This is a genomic window from Photobacterium gaetbulicola (assembly GCF_003025515.1).
Taxonomy (GTDB): Bacteria; Pseudomonadota; Gammaproteobacteria; order Enterobacterales; family Vibrionaceae; genus Photobacterium; species Photobacterium gaetbulicola.
Genome location: NZ_PYME01000024.1, coordinates 1 through 14,610 on the forward strand (window position 1 = coordinate 1; position 14,610 = coordinate 14,610).

A 14,610-nucleotide genomic window follows, 5' to 3' on the forward strand; every position below is an offset into this window, starting at 1 on the left:
TGGGCATGTACTCATTGAGAGATGGGTATGAGTCACTGAAAATATATTCGGAACCGCCGTATGCGACCCACGCTTGTACGGTGGTGTGAGAGGACGGAGGCCGTGAGGCCTCCTCCTACTCGATTTTTAAAAATGGAAGATTGACCAACAGTCAGGGAAAGTTGAAAGTCATTGAAGTTATGACGCCTTCAGGCTAGCTTGTACAGCACCACAGCACCACAGCACCACAGCACCACAGCACCACAGCACCACAGCACCACAGCACTATTAAATATTAATACCCATTCGGCTCATCGCCGATCTTGACGGTTAGATCGGTTGGCTGGCCGTTGCGCAGCACCTTCATGCTGACTTCGGTGCCCGGACGGAGCTCGGTGACGATATCCAGCACGTTACGGCGGTCTGTCACCCGCTTGCCATCGATTCCGATCAGGATATCTTGTACCTTGAAGCCGGCTTTGGCCGCCGGCCCGTTGGGATCCATGCCCATCACGATGATCCCGTTGATTTGCTCGGCATCATAGAGCCTGGCCATAACCGGGTTGATATCACGTGCTTCAATACCGATATAACCTCGGATGACCCTGCCGTCAGCAATCAGTTTGTTCATGATTTTCTGGGTTAGCTCGTAGGGAATGGCAAAAGAAATACCGTAAGTTTCAATGTCGGTGGCCTGCTGGAAAGAGGCGGTATTGATCCCGACCAGCTCGCCGCGGGTATTGACCAAGGCGCCTCCGGAGTTCCCTTCGTTGATGGCGGCATCGGTTTGCAGGAAGTCCTGACGGCCATAGAAACTCATTCCCGAGCGTCCGGTCGCAGAGATGATGCCATAGGTCGTGGTTTGGCCGAGGTTGTAAGGGTTGCCGATGGCCAGTACGACGTCGCCGACTGCCGGGCGGTAGTCGGTACTGGTCGGGATCACCGGCAGGTTCTCGGCTTGGATTTTCAGCACCGCCAAGTCGGTACGCTGATCCTTACCGATCAACTGGGCGGTGAGGATGCGACCGTCTTGCAGGGCGACAATGACTTGATCGGCCTGGGCAACGACATGGTAATTGGTAACAATGTAGCCTTTGTCGCTCATGATCACACCCGAGCCTAGGCCCTGGGTGCTGAGCTGTAAGCGGTCGTCGGCATTGTAGCGGCGGTTGTAGATATTCACCACGGCAGGAGAGGCCCGGCGGACTGCGTAATTAAAAGAGACTTGCGGCTGGTTGAGCTCTATCGGGGCCAATACCTGGGGCGTATTGAGCATTTGGGTCCGGAGATCAGGGAAGATCAGCAGCAGGGCAATGGCCGTAACGACACCAAGCAAGATGGATCTAGCCAAAAAAGCCAGCATGTGCGCTCCCTTGAATGAATAAACTACTGATAACAGTCGAAGAGGGTATCATTACCTTAGACAAGATACCAAGTATTGGCGGGCTATTTTAACCAATAATGAACAGCAAGCGCAGCCTAAACCAAGCCGTTTATACATCGGGGAAAAGGGGCTTGGCAGTCGGCGGCGGCCGACTGCCGATGGGGCTAACTAGCGGATGATGAGGTAGAGGATACTGTTGTCTCGTTTCACTTCGAAAGCCAGCACACTTGGTTTCTTATCCAGGGCTTTTCTCAGTTCACCCAGGTTGCGGATTGGCTGACGGTTGACGCCGAGAATGATGTCGCCTTCACGCAAGCCGTAACGGGCTGCTTCGGAGTTTTCCTGCAGGCTGGTGACTTTGACCCCTTTGCTACCGTCACTGGAGGTGGTGTTGGCAAATTCTGCGCCGGCCAGGCCTTCGTGCAAGCTGTCCGCTTTCACTTTGTTGACCGAGGCTTCCTTAAGCTTGGCGGTCACATCAATGGCCTTGCCGTCGCGGACAATACCCAGTGACACCTGCTTGCCGGCACCCAGGGTGGCAATCTTCGCCCGCAGCTCGCCAAAGGTGCGGATCTGCTTGCCATTGACTGACACGATAATGTCACCGGCTTTCAAGCCGGCTTTTTCCGCAGCGGAGTCCGGCATTACCTGGTTGATAAAGGCACCGTGGTTGGTCTCATAACCGAAGGCTTCCGCCAGTTCGGATGTCAGCTCGCCGCCTTGTACGCCAAGCACGCCACGTTTGACCTCGCCAAATTCGAGGATTTGCTCGGTCAGGTTTTTCACCATGTTGACCGGAATGGCAAAGCCGATGCCGACGTTGCCGCCGTTAGGACCGAGAATGGCGGTGTTGATCCCGACCAACTCGCCGTTGAGATTGACCAGGGCGCCGCCAGAGTTACCACTGTTGATGGCGGCATCGGTCTGGATAAAGTTTTCGAAGTTCTCGATATTGAGGCCGCTGCGGCCGAGGGCCGAGATGATCCCCGAGGTAACGGTCTGGCCGAGGCCGAACGGGTTACCGATGGCGACCGCGAAATCACCGACACGCAATTTGTCGGAGTCGGCCAGCTTAATTTCGGTCAGGTTGGCTGCATCTTTGAGCTTGAGCAGGGCGATGTCAGACATCTCGTCGCTGCCGATCAGCTCGGCAGAGACCTCACGGCCATCATGCAGCTGAACCAGGATCTTGGTGGCACCGCCAATGACATGGTGGTTGGTGACGATATAGCCCTTGTCAGCATCGACAATGACCCCCGAGCCCAACCCGCGGAAAGGGCGCTCGCGGATTTGTTCTTCAGGGAAGTCAGGTCCGAAAAAGAAACGGAACGTCTCAGGTAAGCGTTGTTTGGATACTTGTTTACCTTCAACGGCAATGCTGACCACAGCTGGTGTTACCTGCTCTAGCATCGGGGCCAGGCTGGGTACTTGCTGGTTGTTGACTGACTGGGGAAGGGCGGCGGTTGCCGTCACTGGGGTAATAACTGAGCTGATGCCAATGGTCAGGGCACTTAAAACAAGTAATGTTTTTTTCATTATTACTAAACTCCGGTTTTCAAGTCCAAGCGCAGGCAACGTCCTAGTAGCTTGATATGCCTGCTTAATCTCAGACTTGAAAACGGGTGTTTAGTTCCTGAGAAATTTTAGCTCGCCTTGGATTCTTCGGCGACCGGTTTAGGCTCTTCAGAAATTTGCTCTGGTTTTTGGTCTTTCAGCAGGCCGGTTGCGCCGTTGGCGTAATCGCGTGGCTGCTCTTCCTGGGTCTCTTGCACGTCTTTCACGGCTTCCAAAGTACTGATGCGGCGTGAAAACGGGTTGTCCTGATCCGGCAGGTTCGGCATCAGTTCGGTAGATGTCTTCGCCATGTGCTCGTAAAGTTTACCGTAGTCTTTGGCGATGTTATCGAGTAGCTCTGAACTCTGGGCGAAGTGATCAACCAGCTCCTGGCGGAACTGCTCGAGTTCGTATTTAGACTTATCCAGCTCTTTCTTCAGTTCTTTTTGCTGTTTCAAGCCCTTATTGCTCAGCCTCGTGGCAAAGGCACCGACAATGGCACCGGCAATGAAAATCAGCAGCGCATAAATCCAAGCCATGAAAAACTCCTTTTGCTCTTATATAGGGACAGGGGGGATTACGGCACCATGGGCAGGCTCGCCTGCGGGGCGAAATGGTGAACGTACATCATCATACCTGTTGTATAACATCAAAATTTAATTGGTGCTGAATAGCACGTCAACTTCATCTACTTGTTTAGATACTATACATGTACATGAAGCAGCATGGTACTATCACGCACATGGAGAATGACGTTTTGGGCTTAACAAGGATGACCCCACAGCAGAAATACCAACAAGATCTGAAGCGTAGTGACTTCGTTGCCGATCCGGCCCAAGCATTGGCGGTGCGTCACCTCGACGATTTGTACCATCGGCTCCTGGCCCCTAGGCCGGTGCCCACTCGCCGCTGGGTCGATCGCCTGATGCGCCGCCCGGCCGAAGCGCCAGCCCCTGTCAAAGGGCTCTATTTCTGGGGCGGGGTCGGGCGAGGCAAGACTTACCTGGTGGATACCTTTTTCGACTGCCTCCCGACAGAGCGCAAGATGCGGGTTCATTTCCACCGTTTCATGCACCGGGTGCATCAGGAGATGAAGCTGCTGGAGCAGCAGGCCGATCCGCTTGAGGTGGTTGCCGAGCGCTTTGCCGCGGAAACTGAGATCATCTGTTTTGATGAGTTTTTTGTGTCTGATATCACCGATGCGATGATCCTCGGTACCTTGTTCGAGGCCCTGTTCCGTCGGGGGATCACCTTGGTGGCCACCTCGAATATTCCGCCGGATGAGCTGTACCGCAATGGGCTACAACGGGCCCGTTTCCTTCCGGCTATCGACCTGCTTAATACCCACTGCGAGGTGGTCAATGTTGACTCGGGAACGGATTACCGGCTGCGGACGCTTGAGCAGGCCGAAATCTACCATTTCCCTCTCGATGAGCAGGCAGAGCAGAATATGTGCCGCTACTTTGAGCAGTTGGCGGCGGGCAAGCACCGCACGGGGGGGACGGTAGAGATCAACAACCGGGCCTTGCCGTTCAGGCATGAGGGGGAAGGGGTGATCCATTTTGATTTTGCCACTTTATGCCAAACGGCCCGGAGTCAGAGCGATTATATGGAGCTGTCGCAGCTCTACCATACCGTGCTCCTTTCGGGGGTGATTCAGATGGCCGAGGACGACAGCGATGCCGCACGCCGCTTTATTGCCTTGGTGGATGAATTCTATGAGCGCAACGTCAAATTGATCCTCTCCGCCGAGGTCGACTTGGCGCAGCTATACCGGGGCAAACGGCTGGCTTTCGAGTTCAAGCGCTGTTGCTCGAGGCTTATCGAGATGCAGAGCCATGACTACCTGGCCAGTCCACATCTTCCTTAATGCCTCATCGGTGCTAAATTCGCCCAAAACAGCGCTTGATAAGCTGTTGTTTTAGGCCTTAAACCCTGCCAGAGAAAAAATCATAATTTTTTTTCAAAAAAAGGTGATTTTTTCTCCACCCTTCCCTATAATCTTGCGACCCACCGTACCTGTAACGGCAAAAGCCGGGAGTGCCAACCACTCGAAGGGGTGATGAGAGGGCTCTGTACAGAGGGAGCATTGCTGCTCCTGTAAAGTGAAACTATTTAATTTTGGGTAAGAATTAGCATGAAAACTTTCGTTGCTAAACCAGAAACTGTAAAACGTGACTGGTATGTTGTTGACGCTGAAGGTAAAACTCTTGGTCGTCTAGCAACTGAAATCGCATCTCGTCTACGTGGTAAGCACAAGCCGGAGTACACTCCGCACGTTGACACTGGTGACTACATCGTAGTTATCAACGCTGAAAAAGTTGCAGTAACTGGTGCTAAGCGCACTGACAAGATGTACCACCACCACACTGGCTACATCGGTGGTCTGAAGTCTATCAGCTTCGACAAGCTTCTTGATAAGAAACCAGAAATGATTATCGAGACTGCTGTTAAAGGCATGCTTCCTAAAGGTCCTCTAGGCCGTGCTATGTACCGTAAGCTGAAAGTTTACGCTGGTGCTGAGCACAACCACGCTGCACAGCAGCCTAAAGTTCTAGACATCTAATTGGGGAAGATGACAATGGCAGAGAATCAATACTACGGCACTGGTCGCCGCAAAAGCTCAGCTGCTCGCGTTTTCATTAAACCGGGTACTGGTAACATCGTAATCAACAAGCGCAGCATCGAAGAGTACTTCGGTCGCGAAACTGCTCGCATGGTTGTTCGTCAGCCTCTAGAGCTAGTTGAAATGACTGAGAAGCTTGACCTATACATCACTGTTAAAGGTGGTGGTATCACTGGTCAGTCTGGTGCTATCCGTCACGGTATCACTCGCGCTCTAATGGAGTACGATGAAACTCTACGTCCTGCTCTACGTGCAGCTGGCTACGTTACTCGTGACGCTCGTCGCGTTGAACGTAAGAAAGTTGGTCTACGTAAAGCACGTCGTCGTCCACAGTTCTCTAAGCGTTAATTCAACGCTCCAGATTTTTTCTGGGAATTGTGTGCAAAAGCTCAACCTTCGGGTTGGGCTTTTTTATTGCCTGTTAGGTGGCCATTGTCACATCTAAGCAACAAACCCTCTGCATCTAGCCCTGCCTCTGTGCTTTTTCTTCCCTCTTTCTGTAGCCTAAATCTGCTTTACAACAGCTGTTTGCATTACCTGGTGTAACAAAAAGAACATACCTCTCACATTTGTTGCGAAAAGGTAGCTTTATCTTGTCAAAAAGTGGGGTTTTCTTTATCATTTGGCGTGATAAGCAACAGATTTATACCACTACTTTAGCCTTCCGGGTTGGAAGGGGTAGCTGTTGTTTCTTTCCGTTGAAAGTTAGCCGTAAGCTCCAGGGACGCACAAGGACATAATAATAATCCAGAGCGGGAGCACATGGGAGAATGTTGGATGAGCAATGCGCCAGTAAGTAACGGCCGACGCCGCTTCCTGACTGCGACGACTTCGGTTGTTGGAGGCTTAGGTGCAGCCGCTGTAGCCGTGCCTTTTATCAAATCATGGAACCCGAGCGCGAAAGCAAAAGCCGCGGGTGCCCCAGTTGAAGTTGATATCAGTAAGTTGGAAGAAGGCCAGATGGTTCGCGTCGAGTGGCGTGGTAAACCTGTCTGGGTAGTCCGCCGTAGCGATGCTGTTTTAAAAGAGTTGGGTGGCCATGATGGCCAGCTTCGCGATCCGTCTTCGGCGGAACCGCAGCAGCCCGAATACGCCCAAAATCAATTTCGTTCAGTGAAACCTGAAATTTTTCTAGCCGTAGGTATCTGTACCCACCTTGGCTGTTCACCGACCTATTTACCGAATACCTTCAGTGAGCAAGTCAGCGGTATTTCAGCCGGTTTCTTCTGCCCGTGCCACGGGTCGAAGTTCGATATGGCTGGCCGGGTTTTTGCCGGGGTGCCCGCACCATTGAACTTGGTCGTGCCGCCTCATACATTCCTGGATGATAATACCATTCTGGTCGGTGTCGATGAGGAGGTGGCCTAATGGATGCGTTACTTGGATGGTTTGAAAAACGCCTGCCGGTGATGAATGCTTATCGGAAGCACTTGTCAGAATACCCGATGCCGAAGAACTTCAACTTCTGGTACCTGTTCGGATCACTGGCGATGCTGGTCTTGGTCAATCAGATCATTACCGGGATCTGGCTGACCATGAACTACGTGCCGTCCGGCGAGGGGGCCTTTGCCTCGATTGAGTACATCATGCGTGATGTCGAATACGGATGGCTGCTGCGCTATATGCACTCGACCGGTGCCTCGGCATTCTTTGTCGTGGTCTACCTGCATATGTTCCGTGGCTTGATTTACGGTTCATACCAGAAACCCCGCGAACTGCTGTGGCTGTTCGGGATGTTGATTTTCTTGGTACTGATGGCTGAAGCCTTCATGGGCTATCTGTTGCCTTGGGGCCAAATGTCATACTGGGGAGCGCAGGTGATCATCTCGCTATTCGGCGCGATCCCGGTGATCGGTGATGATCTGACGCTATGGATCCGCGGCGACTACGTGATCTCAGGGGCAACCCTGAATCGCTTCTTTGCCCTGCATGTGATTGCGTTGCCAATCGTGCTGCTGTTGCTGGTGGTACTGCATATCCTAGCGCTGCATGAAGTGGGCTCGAACAACCCGGATGGCATCGAAACCAAGCTACCGAAAGGGAGTAAGGGAGAAGACTATAAGACCCAGTTCCCGTTCCACGAGTACTACAGCAAGAAGTACGACATCATCGACTCGATTCCTTTCCATCCTTACGGGACGGTAAAAGATATGGTGGGGATTGCTGTGTTTGCCTTCCTGTTCAGCTACGTGATCTTCTTCAATCCTGAGATGGGCGGTTATTTCCTTGAGCCACCTAACTTTGAGGCGGCCAACCCGCTGAAGACCCCTGAGCACATTGCACCGGTATGGTACTTCACACCGTTCTACGCCATCTTGCGTGCGGTGCCGGACAAACTGCTGGGTGTGGTCGCGATGGGGGCCTCGATTGTGGCACTGTTCCTACTGCCTTGGCTTGACCGCTGCAAGGTGCGCTCGTACCGCTACCGCAGCAAGCTGCACTTGGCCAATATTGTCCAGTTCACCATTAGCTTCATTGCCTTGGGTATTCTGGGTGCACTGCCGGCAACACCGACGTACACCATCTTGGCGCAGATCTTCAGCTTTGCGTACTTCATGTTCTTCGTTTTGCTGTTCTTCTACAGCAAGAACGAAGCAACCAAACCACTACCAGAGAGGGTAACATTCAAATGAAGAAGTTGATTGTCATGCTATTTGCCCTGCTGCCGTCTCTGGCTATGGCGGCGGGCCCGTCGGTGCCACTGGACAAAGCCGGTAATGATCTGACCGACAAAGCCTCGCTGCAGCGCGGTGCCCAGACCTTCATGAACTACTGTTTCGGCTGTCATGCGACCCAGTACCAGCGCTACGAGCGGGTGGCGACGGATCTGGGGATCCCGGCGGCACTGATGAAGGAGCACATGATCTTCGATCCTGAAGCTAAAATCGGTGATCTGATGGTCAATGCCATCCCGACCGAATATGCGGCGGCCTCGTTTGGGGCGCCGGCACCGGATCTGACCATGGTTGCCCGTGTTCGCGGCAGTGACTGGCTCTACACCTACCTGCGCTCCTTCTATGCGGATCCTAGCCGTCCGTTTGGGGTCAACAACGTGGTGTTCCCGAGTGTGGGGATGCCCCATGTGCTGGAAGAGCTGCAAGGTGTCCCGACCAAGGTGTATGAAACCCGCTTGATTGACGGGGAAGAAGTACAGGAATACGTTGGGATCAAGTCTGACGGTACGGGTGAGCTGAATGATGACGAATATGACGAGGCGGTACGCGATCTGGTCAATTTCCTCGAATATTCGGCCGAGCCGATGAAGTTGGAACGCCAGCGTCTGGGTTACTGGGTGATGGGCTTTATCGTCGTATTCTTTGTACTAACATTACTGTTGAAGAAAGAATATTGGCGTGATGTCCACTGATCAGGTAATCTAGTGGGTTAGAATCTCGCAATGGGGGCCGGTGCCCCCGTTGCTTTTTGTGTATTTAAGTATACTGGAGGGGTTAATGGCTGTTGCTGCCAATAAACGCTCTGTGATGACTCTGTATTCTGATGCTTCTGACATCTACAGCCATCAGGTGCGTATCGTACTAGCAGAAAAAGGTGTAAGCGTTGAAATCGAGCTGGTTGACCCAAACAACCTGCCGGAAGACTTGCTAGACCTAAACCCGTACAACTCTGTGCCGACTTTGGTTGACCGTGAGCTTGCACTTTACCAAGCAAGCATCATTATGGAGTATCTGGATGAGCGTTTCCCTCATCCACCATTGATGCCTGTTTACCCTGTTGCTCGTGGTAACAGCCGTTTGATGATGTACCGTATCGAACGTAACTGGTACACATTGGCTGAAAAAGTAAATAAAGGAACTGCCGACGAAGCTGAGAAGGCACGTAAGCAGCTGCGCGAAGAGCTGTTGGCTCTTGCTCCGGTATTTGCTGAGTTCCCATACTTCATGAGTGAAGAGTTCAGCTTGGTTGACTGTTACCTGGCACCGCTACTGTGGCGTTTGCCTGAAATGGGTATCGAGCTAACTGGTGCTGGCGCCAAGGAAGTGAAAAACTACATGACCCGTGTTTTCGAGCGCGATTCATTCCTGGCCTCATTGACTGAAGCAGAGCGCGAAATGCGTTTGGCTGGCAAGTAATGATGGACATCGACAACATGACACCGCGTCGACCGTATTTGCTGCGTGCTTTCTATGATTGGCTGGTAGATAACGATCTGACCCCGCACTTGGTGGTGGATGCGACGCTGCCGGGTGTCAAGGTTCCGATGGAATTTGTCAGTGATGGTCAGATTGTTCTGAACATTGCGCCGCGCGCGGTGGGCAACTTGGAGTTGGGTAACGAAGCGATCAGCTTTAGCGCCCGCTTCAGCGGCCGACCTCACACGGTGATTGTTCCGCTTTACGCTGCGATGGCGATTTATGCGCGTGAAAATGGCGCTGGTACCATGTTCGAGCCAGAGCCGGCCTATGCGACGGATATGGCGGATATCGAAGAGCTTGATGATATCGAAGAGCAGCCACAGGATACCCTGTCTCCTGTTGAGCCGGTGACTGAAGCGGTATCGGATATTGAGCCTGACGATGAGCCACCTCGCCCGCGTGGCCGTCCAAGCCTGCGTGTCGTGAAATAATCTCACGGTCCAATAACCCAATTAAAAAACGCAGCGAAAGCTGCGTTTTTTTTGGGCTTTCTTGTCGTACCCCCTAATCCTTAGGGTATTCAAACACCTTGACCACTTTCTTGACGCCCGAAACATTGCGGGCGATGTCGGCGGCAATGTTGCCCTGCTCACGGCTGACATAGCCGAGCAGGAACACTTCCTGGCCTTCGGTGATCACCTTGATGGTGGCATTGCTCAATTTTTTGCTGCCAATAAGCTGGGCTTTGACCTTGGTGGTTAGCCAGCTGTCACTGCTGAATTCCCCAAACTGGGGCAGCGGGCGGATCTGGATTTGGTTGTAGACCGTATTGACGTTTTTTAGCTCACGGACTTGTTGCTCCAATTGGTGGCTGTATCTTTGCTCGGTCGCTTGGCCAACCAGCAACACTTTGCCTTCCACTGCAACGGCGTTGACTCGGGTATGCTGGCGGTAAGGGGGCTTATTGGCCAGACCGCCAACTTCCATTTCAATTTCCTGATCATACCATTGCTGCTTGGTCGAGCGGGTATCGGCAGGATCCAGGGCCGCGCAGGCCTGCAGGCCCAGCGTCAGTAGGAGAACAATTAGCAGACGCCAGTTCATGATTACCTTCCTTGTATCGATCTATCCTTCGTGATGGGGGAACAGAACCTTGTCGATGAGATCGCAGAGGCAGTGAACCACCAATAGCTGGCCTTCCTGGATCCGGGCGGTCCGTTGCGAGGGGATACGGATCTCGACATCCTGGATACCCAGCAGCCCGGCCATTTCACCACCATCTTTACCGGTCAGGGCAATAATGGTCATATCCCGGGTCAGTGCAGCCTCCATGGCCTTGATGATGTTCTTGCTGTTGCCGCTGGTTGACAGCACAAACAGGATGTCACCGCCCTGGCCAAGTGCCCTTACTTGTTTGGAGAAGACTTCATCGTGGTGATAGTCGTTGGCGACGGCTGTCAGGGTTGTGGTATCTGCTGTCAGAGCCAAAGCAGGCAGGCTAGGGCGCTCGGTTTCGTAACGGTTGATCAGGCAAGAAGCAAAGTGCTGAGAATTCGCCGCCGAGCCACCATTACCGCAGCAGAGGATCTTGTTGCCATTGAGCAGGCTTTGCACCATCACCTGGGCTGCCTGTGATATTGCGTCTGGCAGGGCCTCGGCGGCGGCAATCTGGGTTTGGATGCTTTCGGTGAAACTTTCTTTGATGCTCTCTAGCATGGATTAACCTTCTACTAGGGTGTTGGTAAACCATTCGATTCGCGGTGGTGTGCCTTCGAGCGATACCACATCAAACCGAAACTCAGTGTGTTCAATGGCCAAGCCATTTTTCTTAAGCCACAACAAGGCTGCACGTTTAACGCGTTGTTGTTTACGCCAGTTTACCGCTTCTGCGGCCGAACCGTAATGGTTGTTTTTGCGGAATTTGACTTCGACAAAGACCCAGCACTGGCGATGGCGCATGATCAGATCGATTTCGCCGCTACGGCACTGGAAATTGCGGGTATGGGGGAGCAGGCCATGGCGGCAGAGGTACTGCTCGGCCATGGCCTCGTAGGTTTGCCCTTGTTGGCGCTTATTGAGCCGGCTCAATACCGTTTCCGGTATAGATGGCCCAGCTGAGCTGGCGCTGGATCACACACTGGTCATCGAGGCTAAGCTGGCCGGTATTGCCCTGGGTGGTGTAGTTATCGACCACACGCATTTGTGGCAGTTCGGATACCATCTTGTAGGCGTCCATCCCGAAGGCATGAAGTCGGACATCGGTATTCCTGCTATCTGGCCACAGCTCTTCATAGCGGTTCATGAAGTTGTGGTTGGCGTCGATCAGCAATGGGATATCGCTGAACTCGATACCACGGATTTCAGAAGTATCCGCGGTACGATCCGGGTAGCTGCGCGAGCTGGCATAAAGCTTCGGCTGCGAGGCGTCCGGGTTGATAGACACTTCGATAAACGGCTTGAGCAGAGTCAGCTCGTTGACATTGGCGATCAGGTAAACCGCATCGGTATCACGGCGGCTTCGTGGCTCGGCTTCAAGCTCCATCCCCAGCACCTGCTGCATCTGTTGGATACGGCTTTGGCTCTCGGTGAGGCCAAATACCGCAGCAATTTCCTGCTGGATTTGCTTGCGCGAGCTGAACTGGCGGGTTGCCGGGGTATTACCGGTCAGTTGCTGCCATTGTTCGATGAAGGCGTTGCTAACGCGGCTGCCGAAGCTGTTCCCCGGTGCCAGCACCATCGGGTACTGGTGTCCCTTGGCAAAGAGGTGGCGGGCGGCCTGCTCCGCTTCCTGCTCCGGCGAGAGCGAGAAGTAGCACGCATTATCTTGGGTCAGCTTGCTCGGATCCGGCTCGTTGAGGGCAAGCAAGGCAATGTTGCTGCTGTTGGCGCGCTGGAACTCGGTGATTTTTTCCTTGCGCAGAGGCCCGATCACCATTTCGACGCCGCTTTGCTCCAGCTTGGCCATGATGGAAGCCATGCTTTCCGCTTCGGTGTCGAAGACTGTCAGCTCGGTTTCGGCCTCGCGGCCGGTGTCGTCGAGCATGGCATTGATAAAGCCATCGCGAACGGCCTTGCCGGATTGTTCAAAGCGGCCGGATAGCGGCAGCAGCAGGGCAACATTGTCGAGCTGGGCAATTTCCAGTGACATGATGCTGTCGAGATCGGTCGGCAGGTATTGATTGGCCGGGTGGTAAGGGTGGCTACCCAGCCACTCTTCGACCATCGACTTGAGCTTGGCCGGACGCTGTGAATAGGTGTTTTTCAGCACTGCCAGTTGGAGCCAGCCGCGCAGCACTTCTTCATCGCTGGCCAGGGTGACTGACTGGAGCTGGTTGTTGTTGTAGTTGGACAGATCTTGCCATAGGTTCTGCCAGTTTGCTGCTTTCTGGTCATTGTTCAGGTACTGATCCAATGCCGTACGCGAGCGGGCGGCGCTGAGTGGCTGGTTGGTCTGGCGGTAAAGCTCTGCGCGTAGCATATGGTAACGCAGGTACTGGCTGTCGGCCAGGGTCCACCAAGGCTGGAAGTTGAGTGAATCAAGAGCGGCTTTAGGCTGGCCTTGCTGGTAGCGCAGGGTAGCGCGCGCCAGCTGCCATTCGGCCATCTGCAGCGGATCCATGTTCATCCGGCTTAGGCGGTCAGCGAGTTGTTCGGCCTGGCTCCATTGGCCTTCCTTGATCAACGCTTTGAGGGCCAGGATGTTCCAGTTGATGCTCTGGGCACCTTCACTTGACTCGGCTTTGATCAGATAATTGGCTGCGCTATCAGTAGCGGCGGCTGTAATATCGGTGACCACGACAGGTTGGTTAGAGGTACTACAGCTTGCCAGAAGCACGGCAAGGGCTACAGGGGCTAACAGTCGTGATACACTTTTACGCTTATGGGTAAAATTGAGCATTGAATTCATTCAACTGTGACAAATTACTCTCTATATTAATTGCAGATGAGATCTTAGACAAATGAGTGAGACCAATTCATGCACGGTAGATGTCGCAACTTTGTACATCGTACCTACACCAATCGGTAATTTAGCGGACATTACGCAGCGTGCATTGGACGTATTGGCAAACGTCGATCTGATTGCCGCCGAGGATACGCGACATACCTCGCGCCTGCTGACCCATTTTTCGATCTCGACCCGCACCTTTGCGCTTCACGACCACAATGAGCAGCAAAAAGCTGACTACCTGATCGAAAAACTTCAGGCTGGTACCAGTATCGCACTAGTGTCCGATGCCGGTACGCCGCTGATCAGTGATCCAGGATACCATCTTGTCAACCGTTGTCGTCAGGCGGGTGTTAAAGTTGTCCCTCTTCCGGGGCCCTGTGCGGTTGTGACTGCGTTGAGTGGTGCCGGGCTGCCGTCGGACCGCTTCAGTTTCGAAGGCTTCCTGCCGCCAAAGAGCAAGGGGCGTCGTGACCGCTTCCAGGCACTGGCCAATGACGAGCGCACCATGATTTTCTACGAATCACCGCACCGCATCATGGACTCGCTGGCGGACATGCTGGCGGTGTTGGGGGCTGAGCGACAGGTGGTGCTGGCACGAGAGCTGACCAAAACCTACGAAACTATCCACGGGGCACCGCTGGGCGAGCTGATTGACTGGCTGAATGAAGATAGCAACCGTACCCGTGGGGAAATGGTGCTGCTGGTAGCTGGGCACCGCGCTGAGAAAGAACAGTTGCCGGCTGATGCGCTTCGCACCCTGGGCCTGCTGGTCAAAGAGCTTCCGCTGAAGAAAGCGGCGGCACTGGCGGCGGAAATCCACGGAGTCAAGAAGAACGCGCTGTATAAGTGGGGACTTGAAAATCTAGACTGAGGCTAGAGGCTAGAGGCTAGAGGCTGGGGGGGGGGGGCTTTTCGCCTAGCGCCCCATGCCAATGGCCCATAGCCACCTGTTGCTATTTCCACCGCTTTTGGGTTTTGTCGGATTTTTCACTGGTAACTGTGAGCCAAGTCCTATACAATCGCC

Annotated in this window: 16 protein-coding genes and 1 pseudogene; 10 read left to right on the forward strand and 7 right to left on the reverse strand. The window is 53.5% G+C overall.

What is annotated here, in order from left to right; genetic code table 11:
- Positions 1–89 (forward strand): annotated as a pseudogene (locus C9J03_RS27200) (group II intron maturase-specific domain-containing protein); the annotation flags it as partial.
- A gap of 185 nt (positions 90–274) precedes the next feature.
- On the opposite strand, the gene degS reads toward C9J03_RS27200, so the two are convergent.
- From degS to zapG, 3 genes are all read right to left on the reverse strand, one after another.
- On the reverse strand, positions 275–1,342 hold the full coding sequence (gene degS / locus C9J03_RS19065) for an outer membrane-stress sensor serine endopeptidase DegS (protein WP_044622429.1): 1,068 nt from the start codon (positions 1,340–1,342) through the stop codon (positions 275–277).
- Between the two features lie 189 nt (positions 1,343–1,531).
- Complete coding sequence (locus C9J03_RS19070) at positions 1,532–2,899, reverse strand: Do family serine endopeptidase (protein WP_044622430.1); 1,368 nt, start codon at positions 2,897–2,899, stop codon at positions 1,532–1,534.
- A 107-nt stretch (positions 2,900–3,006) separates the two neighbouring features.
- On the reverse strand, positions 3,007–3,456 hold the full coding sequence (zapG, locus tag C9J03_RS19075; protein ID WP_039464642.1) for a Z-ring associated protein ZapG: 450 nt from the start codon (positions 3,454–3,456) through the stop codon (positions 3,007–3,009).
- 233 nt (positions 3,457–3,689) lie between these two features.
- Here zapG and zapE point away from each other — a divergent pair, with 233 nt between their 5' ends.
- The 8 genes from zapE (at position 3,690) to sspB (ending at position 10,128) form a co-directional block, all read left to right on the forward strand.
- Positions 3,690–4,787: a cell division protein ZapE gene (gene zapE / locus C9J03_RS19080; protein WP_044622431.1), complete on the forward strand. Its 1,098-nt coding sequence runs from the start codon at positions 3,690–3,692 to the stop codon at positions 4,785–4,787.
- Between the two features lie 267 nt (positions 4,788–5,054).
- Complete coding sequence (rplM, locus tag C9J03_RS19085) at positions 5,055–5,483, forward strand: 50S ribosomal protein L13 (protein ID WP_039464635.1); 429 nt, start codon at positions 5,055–5,057, stop codon at positions 5,481–5,483.
- A 15-nt stretch (positions 5,484–5,498) separates the two neighbouring features.
- Positions 5,499–5,891, forward strand: coding sequence for a 30S ribosomal protein S9 (gene rpsI, locus C9J03_RS19090; RefSeq protein WP_007464367.1), 393 nt, complete (start codon positions 5,499–5,501; stop codon positions 5,889–5,891).
- Between the two features lie 429 nt (positions 5,892–6,320).
- Entirely contained in the window at positions 6,321–6,911 is a 591-nt protein-coding gene (gene petA / locus C9J03_RS19095) for a ubiquinol-cytochrome c reductase iron-sulfur subunit (RefSeq protein ID WP_044622432.1), read from the forward strand.
- A complete protein-coding gene (locus tag C9J03_RS19100) occupies positions 6,911–8,176 on the forward strand; it encodes a cytochrome b (protein WP_044622433.1) in 1,266 nt (421 codons plus the stop codon). Before petA ends, C9J03_RS19100 begins: the two co-directional genes overlap by 1 nt.
- Complete coding sequence (locus C9J03_RS19105; RefSeq protein WP_044622434.1) at positions 8,173–8,910, forward strand: cytochrome c1; 738 nt, start codon at positions 8,173–8,175, stop codon at positions 8,908–8,910. Before C9J03_RS19100 ends, C9J03_RS19105 begins: the two co-directional genes overlap by 4 nt.
- Positions 8,911–8,995: 85 nt before the next feature.
- On the forward strand, positions 8,996–9,634 hold the full coding sequence (gene sspA / locus C9J03_RS19110; protein ID WP_039464622.1) for a stringent starvation protein SspA: 639 nt from the start codon (positions 8,996–8,998) through the stop codon (positions 9,632–9,634).
- Between the two features lie 2 nt (positions 9,635–9,636).
- Positions 9,637–10,128 carry a ClpXP protease specificity-enhancing factor gene (gene sspB, locus C9J03_RS19115; protein WP_039464619.1) on the forward strand — a complete coding sequence of 164 codons (492 nt, stop codon included), beginning with the start codon at positions 9,637–9,639 and terminating at the stop codon, positions 10,126–10,128.
- A gap of 73 nt (positions 10,129–10,201) precedes the next feature.
- Here sspB and C9J03_RS19120 read toward each other — a convergent pair whose 3' ends face one another.
- From C9J03_RS19120 to C9J03_RS19135, 4 genes are read right to left on the reverse strand one after another with little or no spacing between them, the layout of a single operon-like run.
- A complete protein-coding gene (locus C9J03_RS19120) occupies positions 10,202–10,741 on the reverse strand; it encodes a BON domain-containing protein (RefSeq protein WP_044622435.1) in 540 nt (179 codons plus the stop codon).
- 21 nt (positions 10,742–10,762) lie between these two features.
- Complete coding sequence (locus C9J03_RS19125) at positions 10,763–11,353, reverse strand: phosphoheptose isomerase (protein WP_039464614.1); 591 nt, start codon at positions 11,351–11,353, stop codon at positions 10,763–10,765.
- A 3-nt stretch (positions 11,354–11,356) separates the two neighbouring features.
- On the reverse strand, positions 11,357–11,725 hold the full coding sequence (locus C9J03_RS19130) for a YraN family protein (protein ID WP_082060564.1): 369 nt from the start codon (positions 11,723–11,725) through the stop codon (positions 11,357–11,359).
- Positions 11,709–13,535 carry a penicillin-binding protein activator gene (locus tag C9J03_RS19135; protein ID WP_044622436.1) on the reverse strand — a complete coding sequence of 609 codons (1,827 nt, stop codon included), beginning with the start codon at positions 13,533–13,535 and terminating at the stop codon, positions 11,709–11,711. Before C9J03_RS19135 ends, C9J03_RS19130 begins: the two co-directional genes overlap by 17 nt.
- Positions 13,536–13,596: 61 nt before the next feature.
- Here C9J03_RS19135 and rsmI point away from each other — a divergent pair, with 61 nt between their 5' ends.
- The gene (rsmI, locus tag C9J03_RS19140) at positions 13,597–14,457 is read left to right on the forward strand and encodes a 16S rRNA (cytidine(1402)-2'-O)-methyltransferase (RefSeq protein WP_044622437.1); all 861 of its coding nucleotides are present in this window, start codon (positions 13,597–13,599) and stop codon (positions 14,455–14,457) included.
- Positions 14,458–14,610 lie beyond the last annotated feature (153 nt).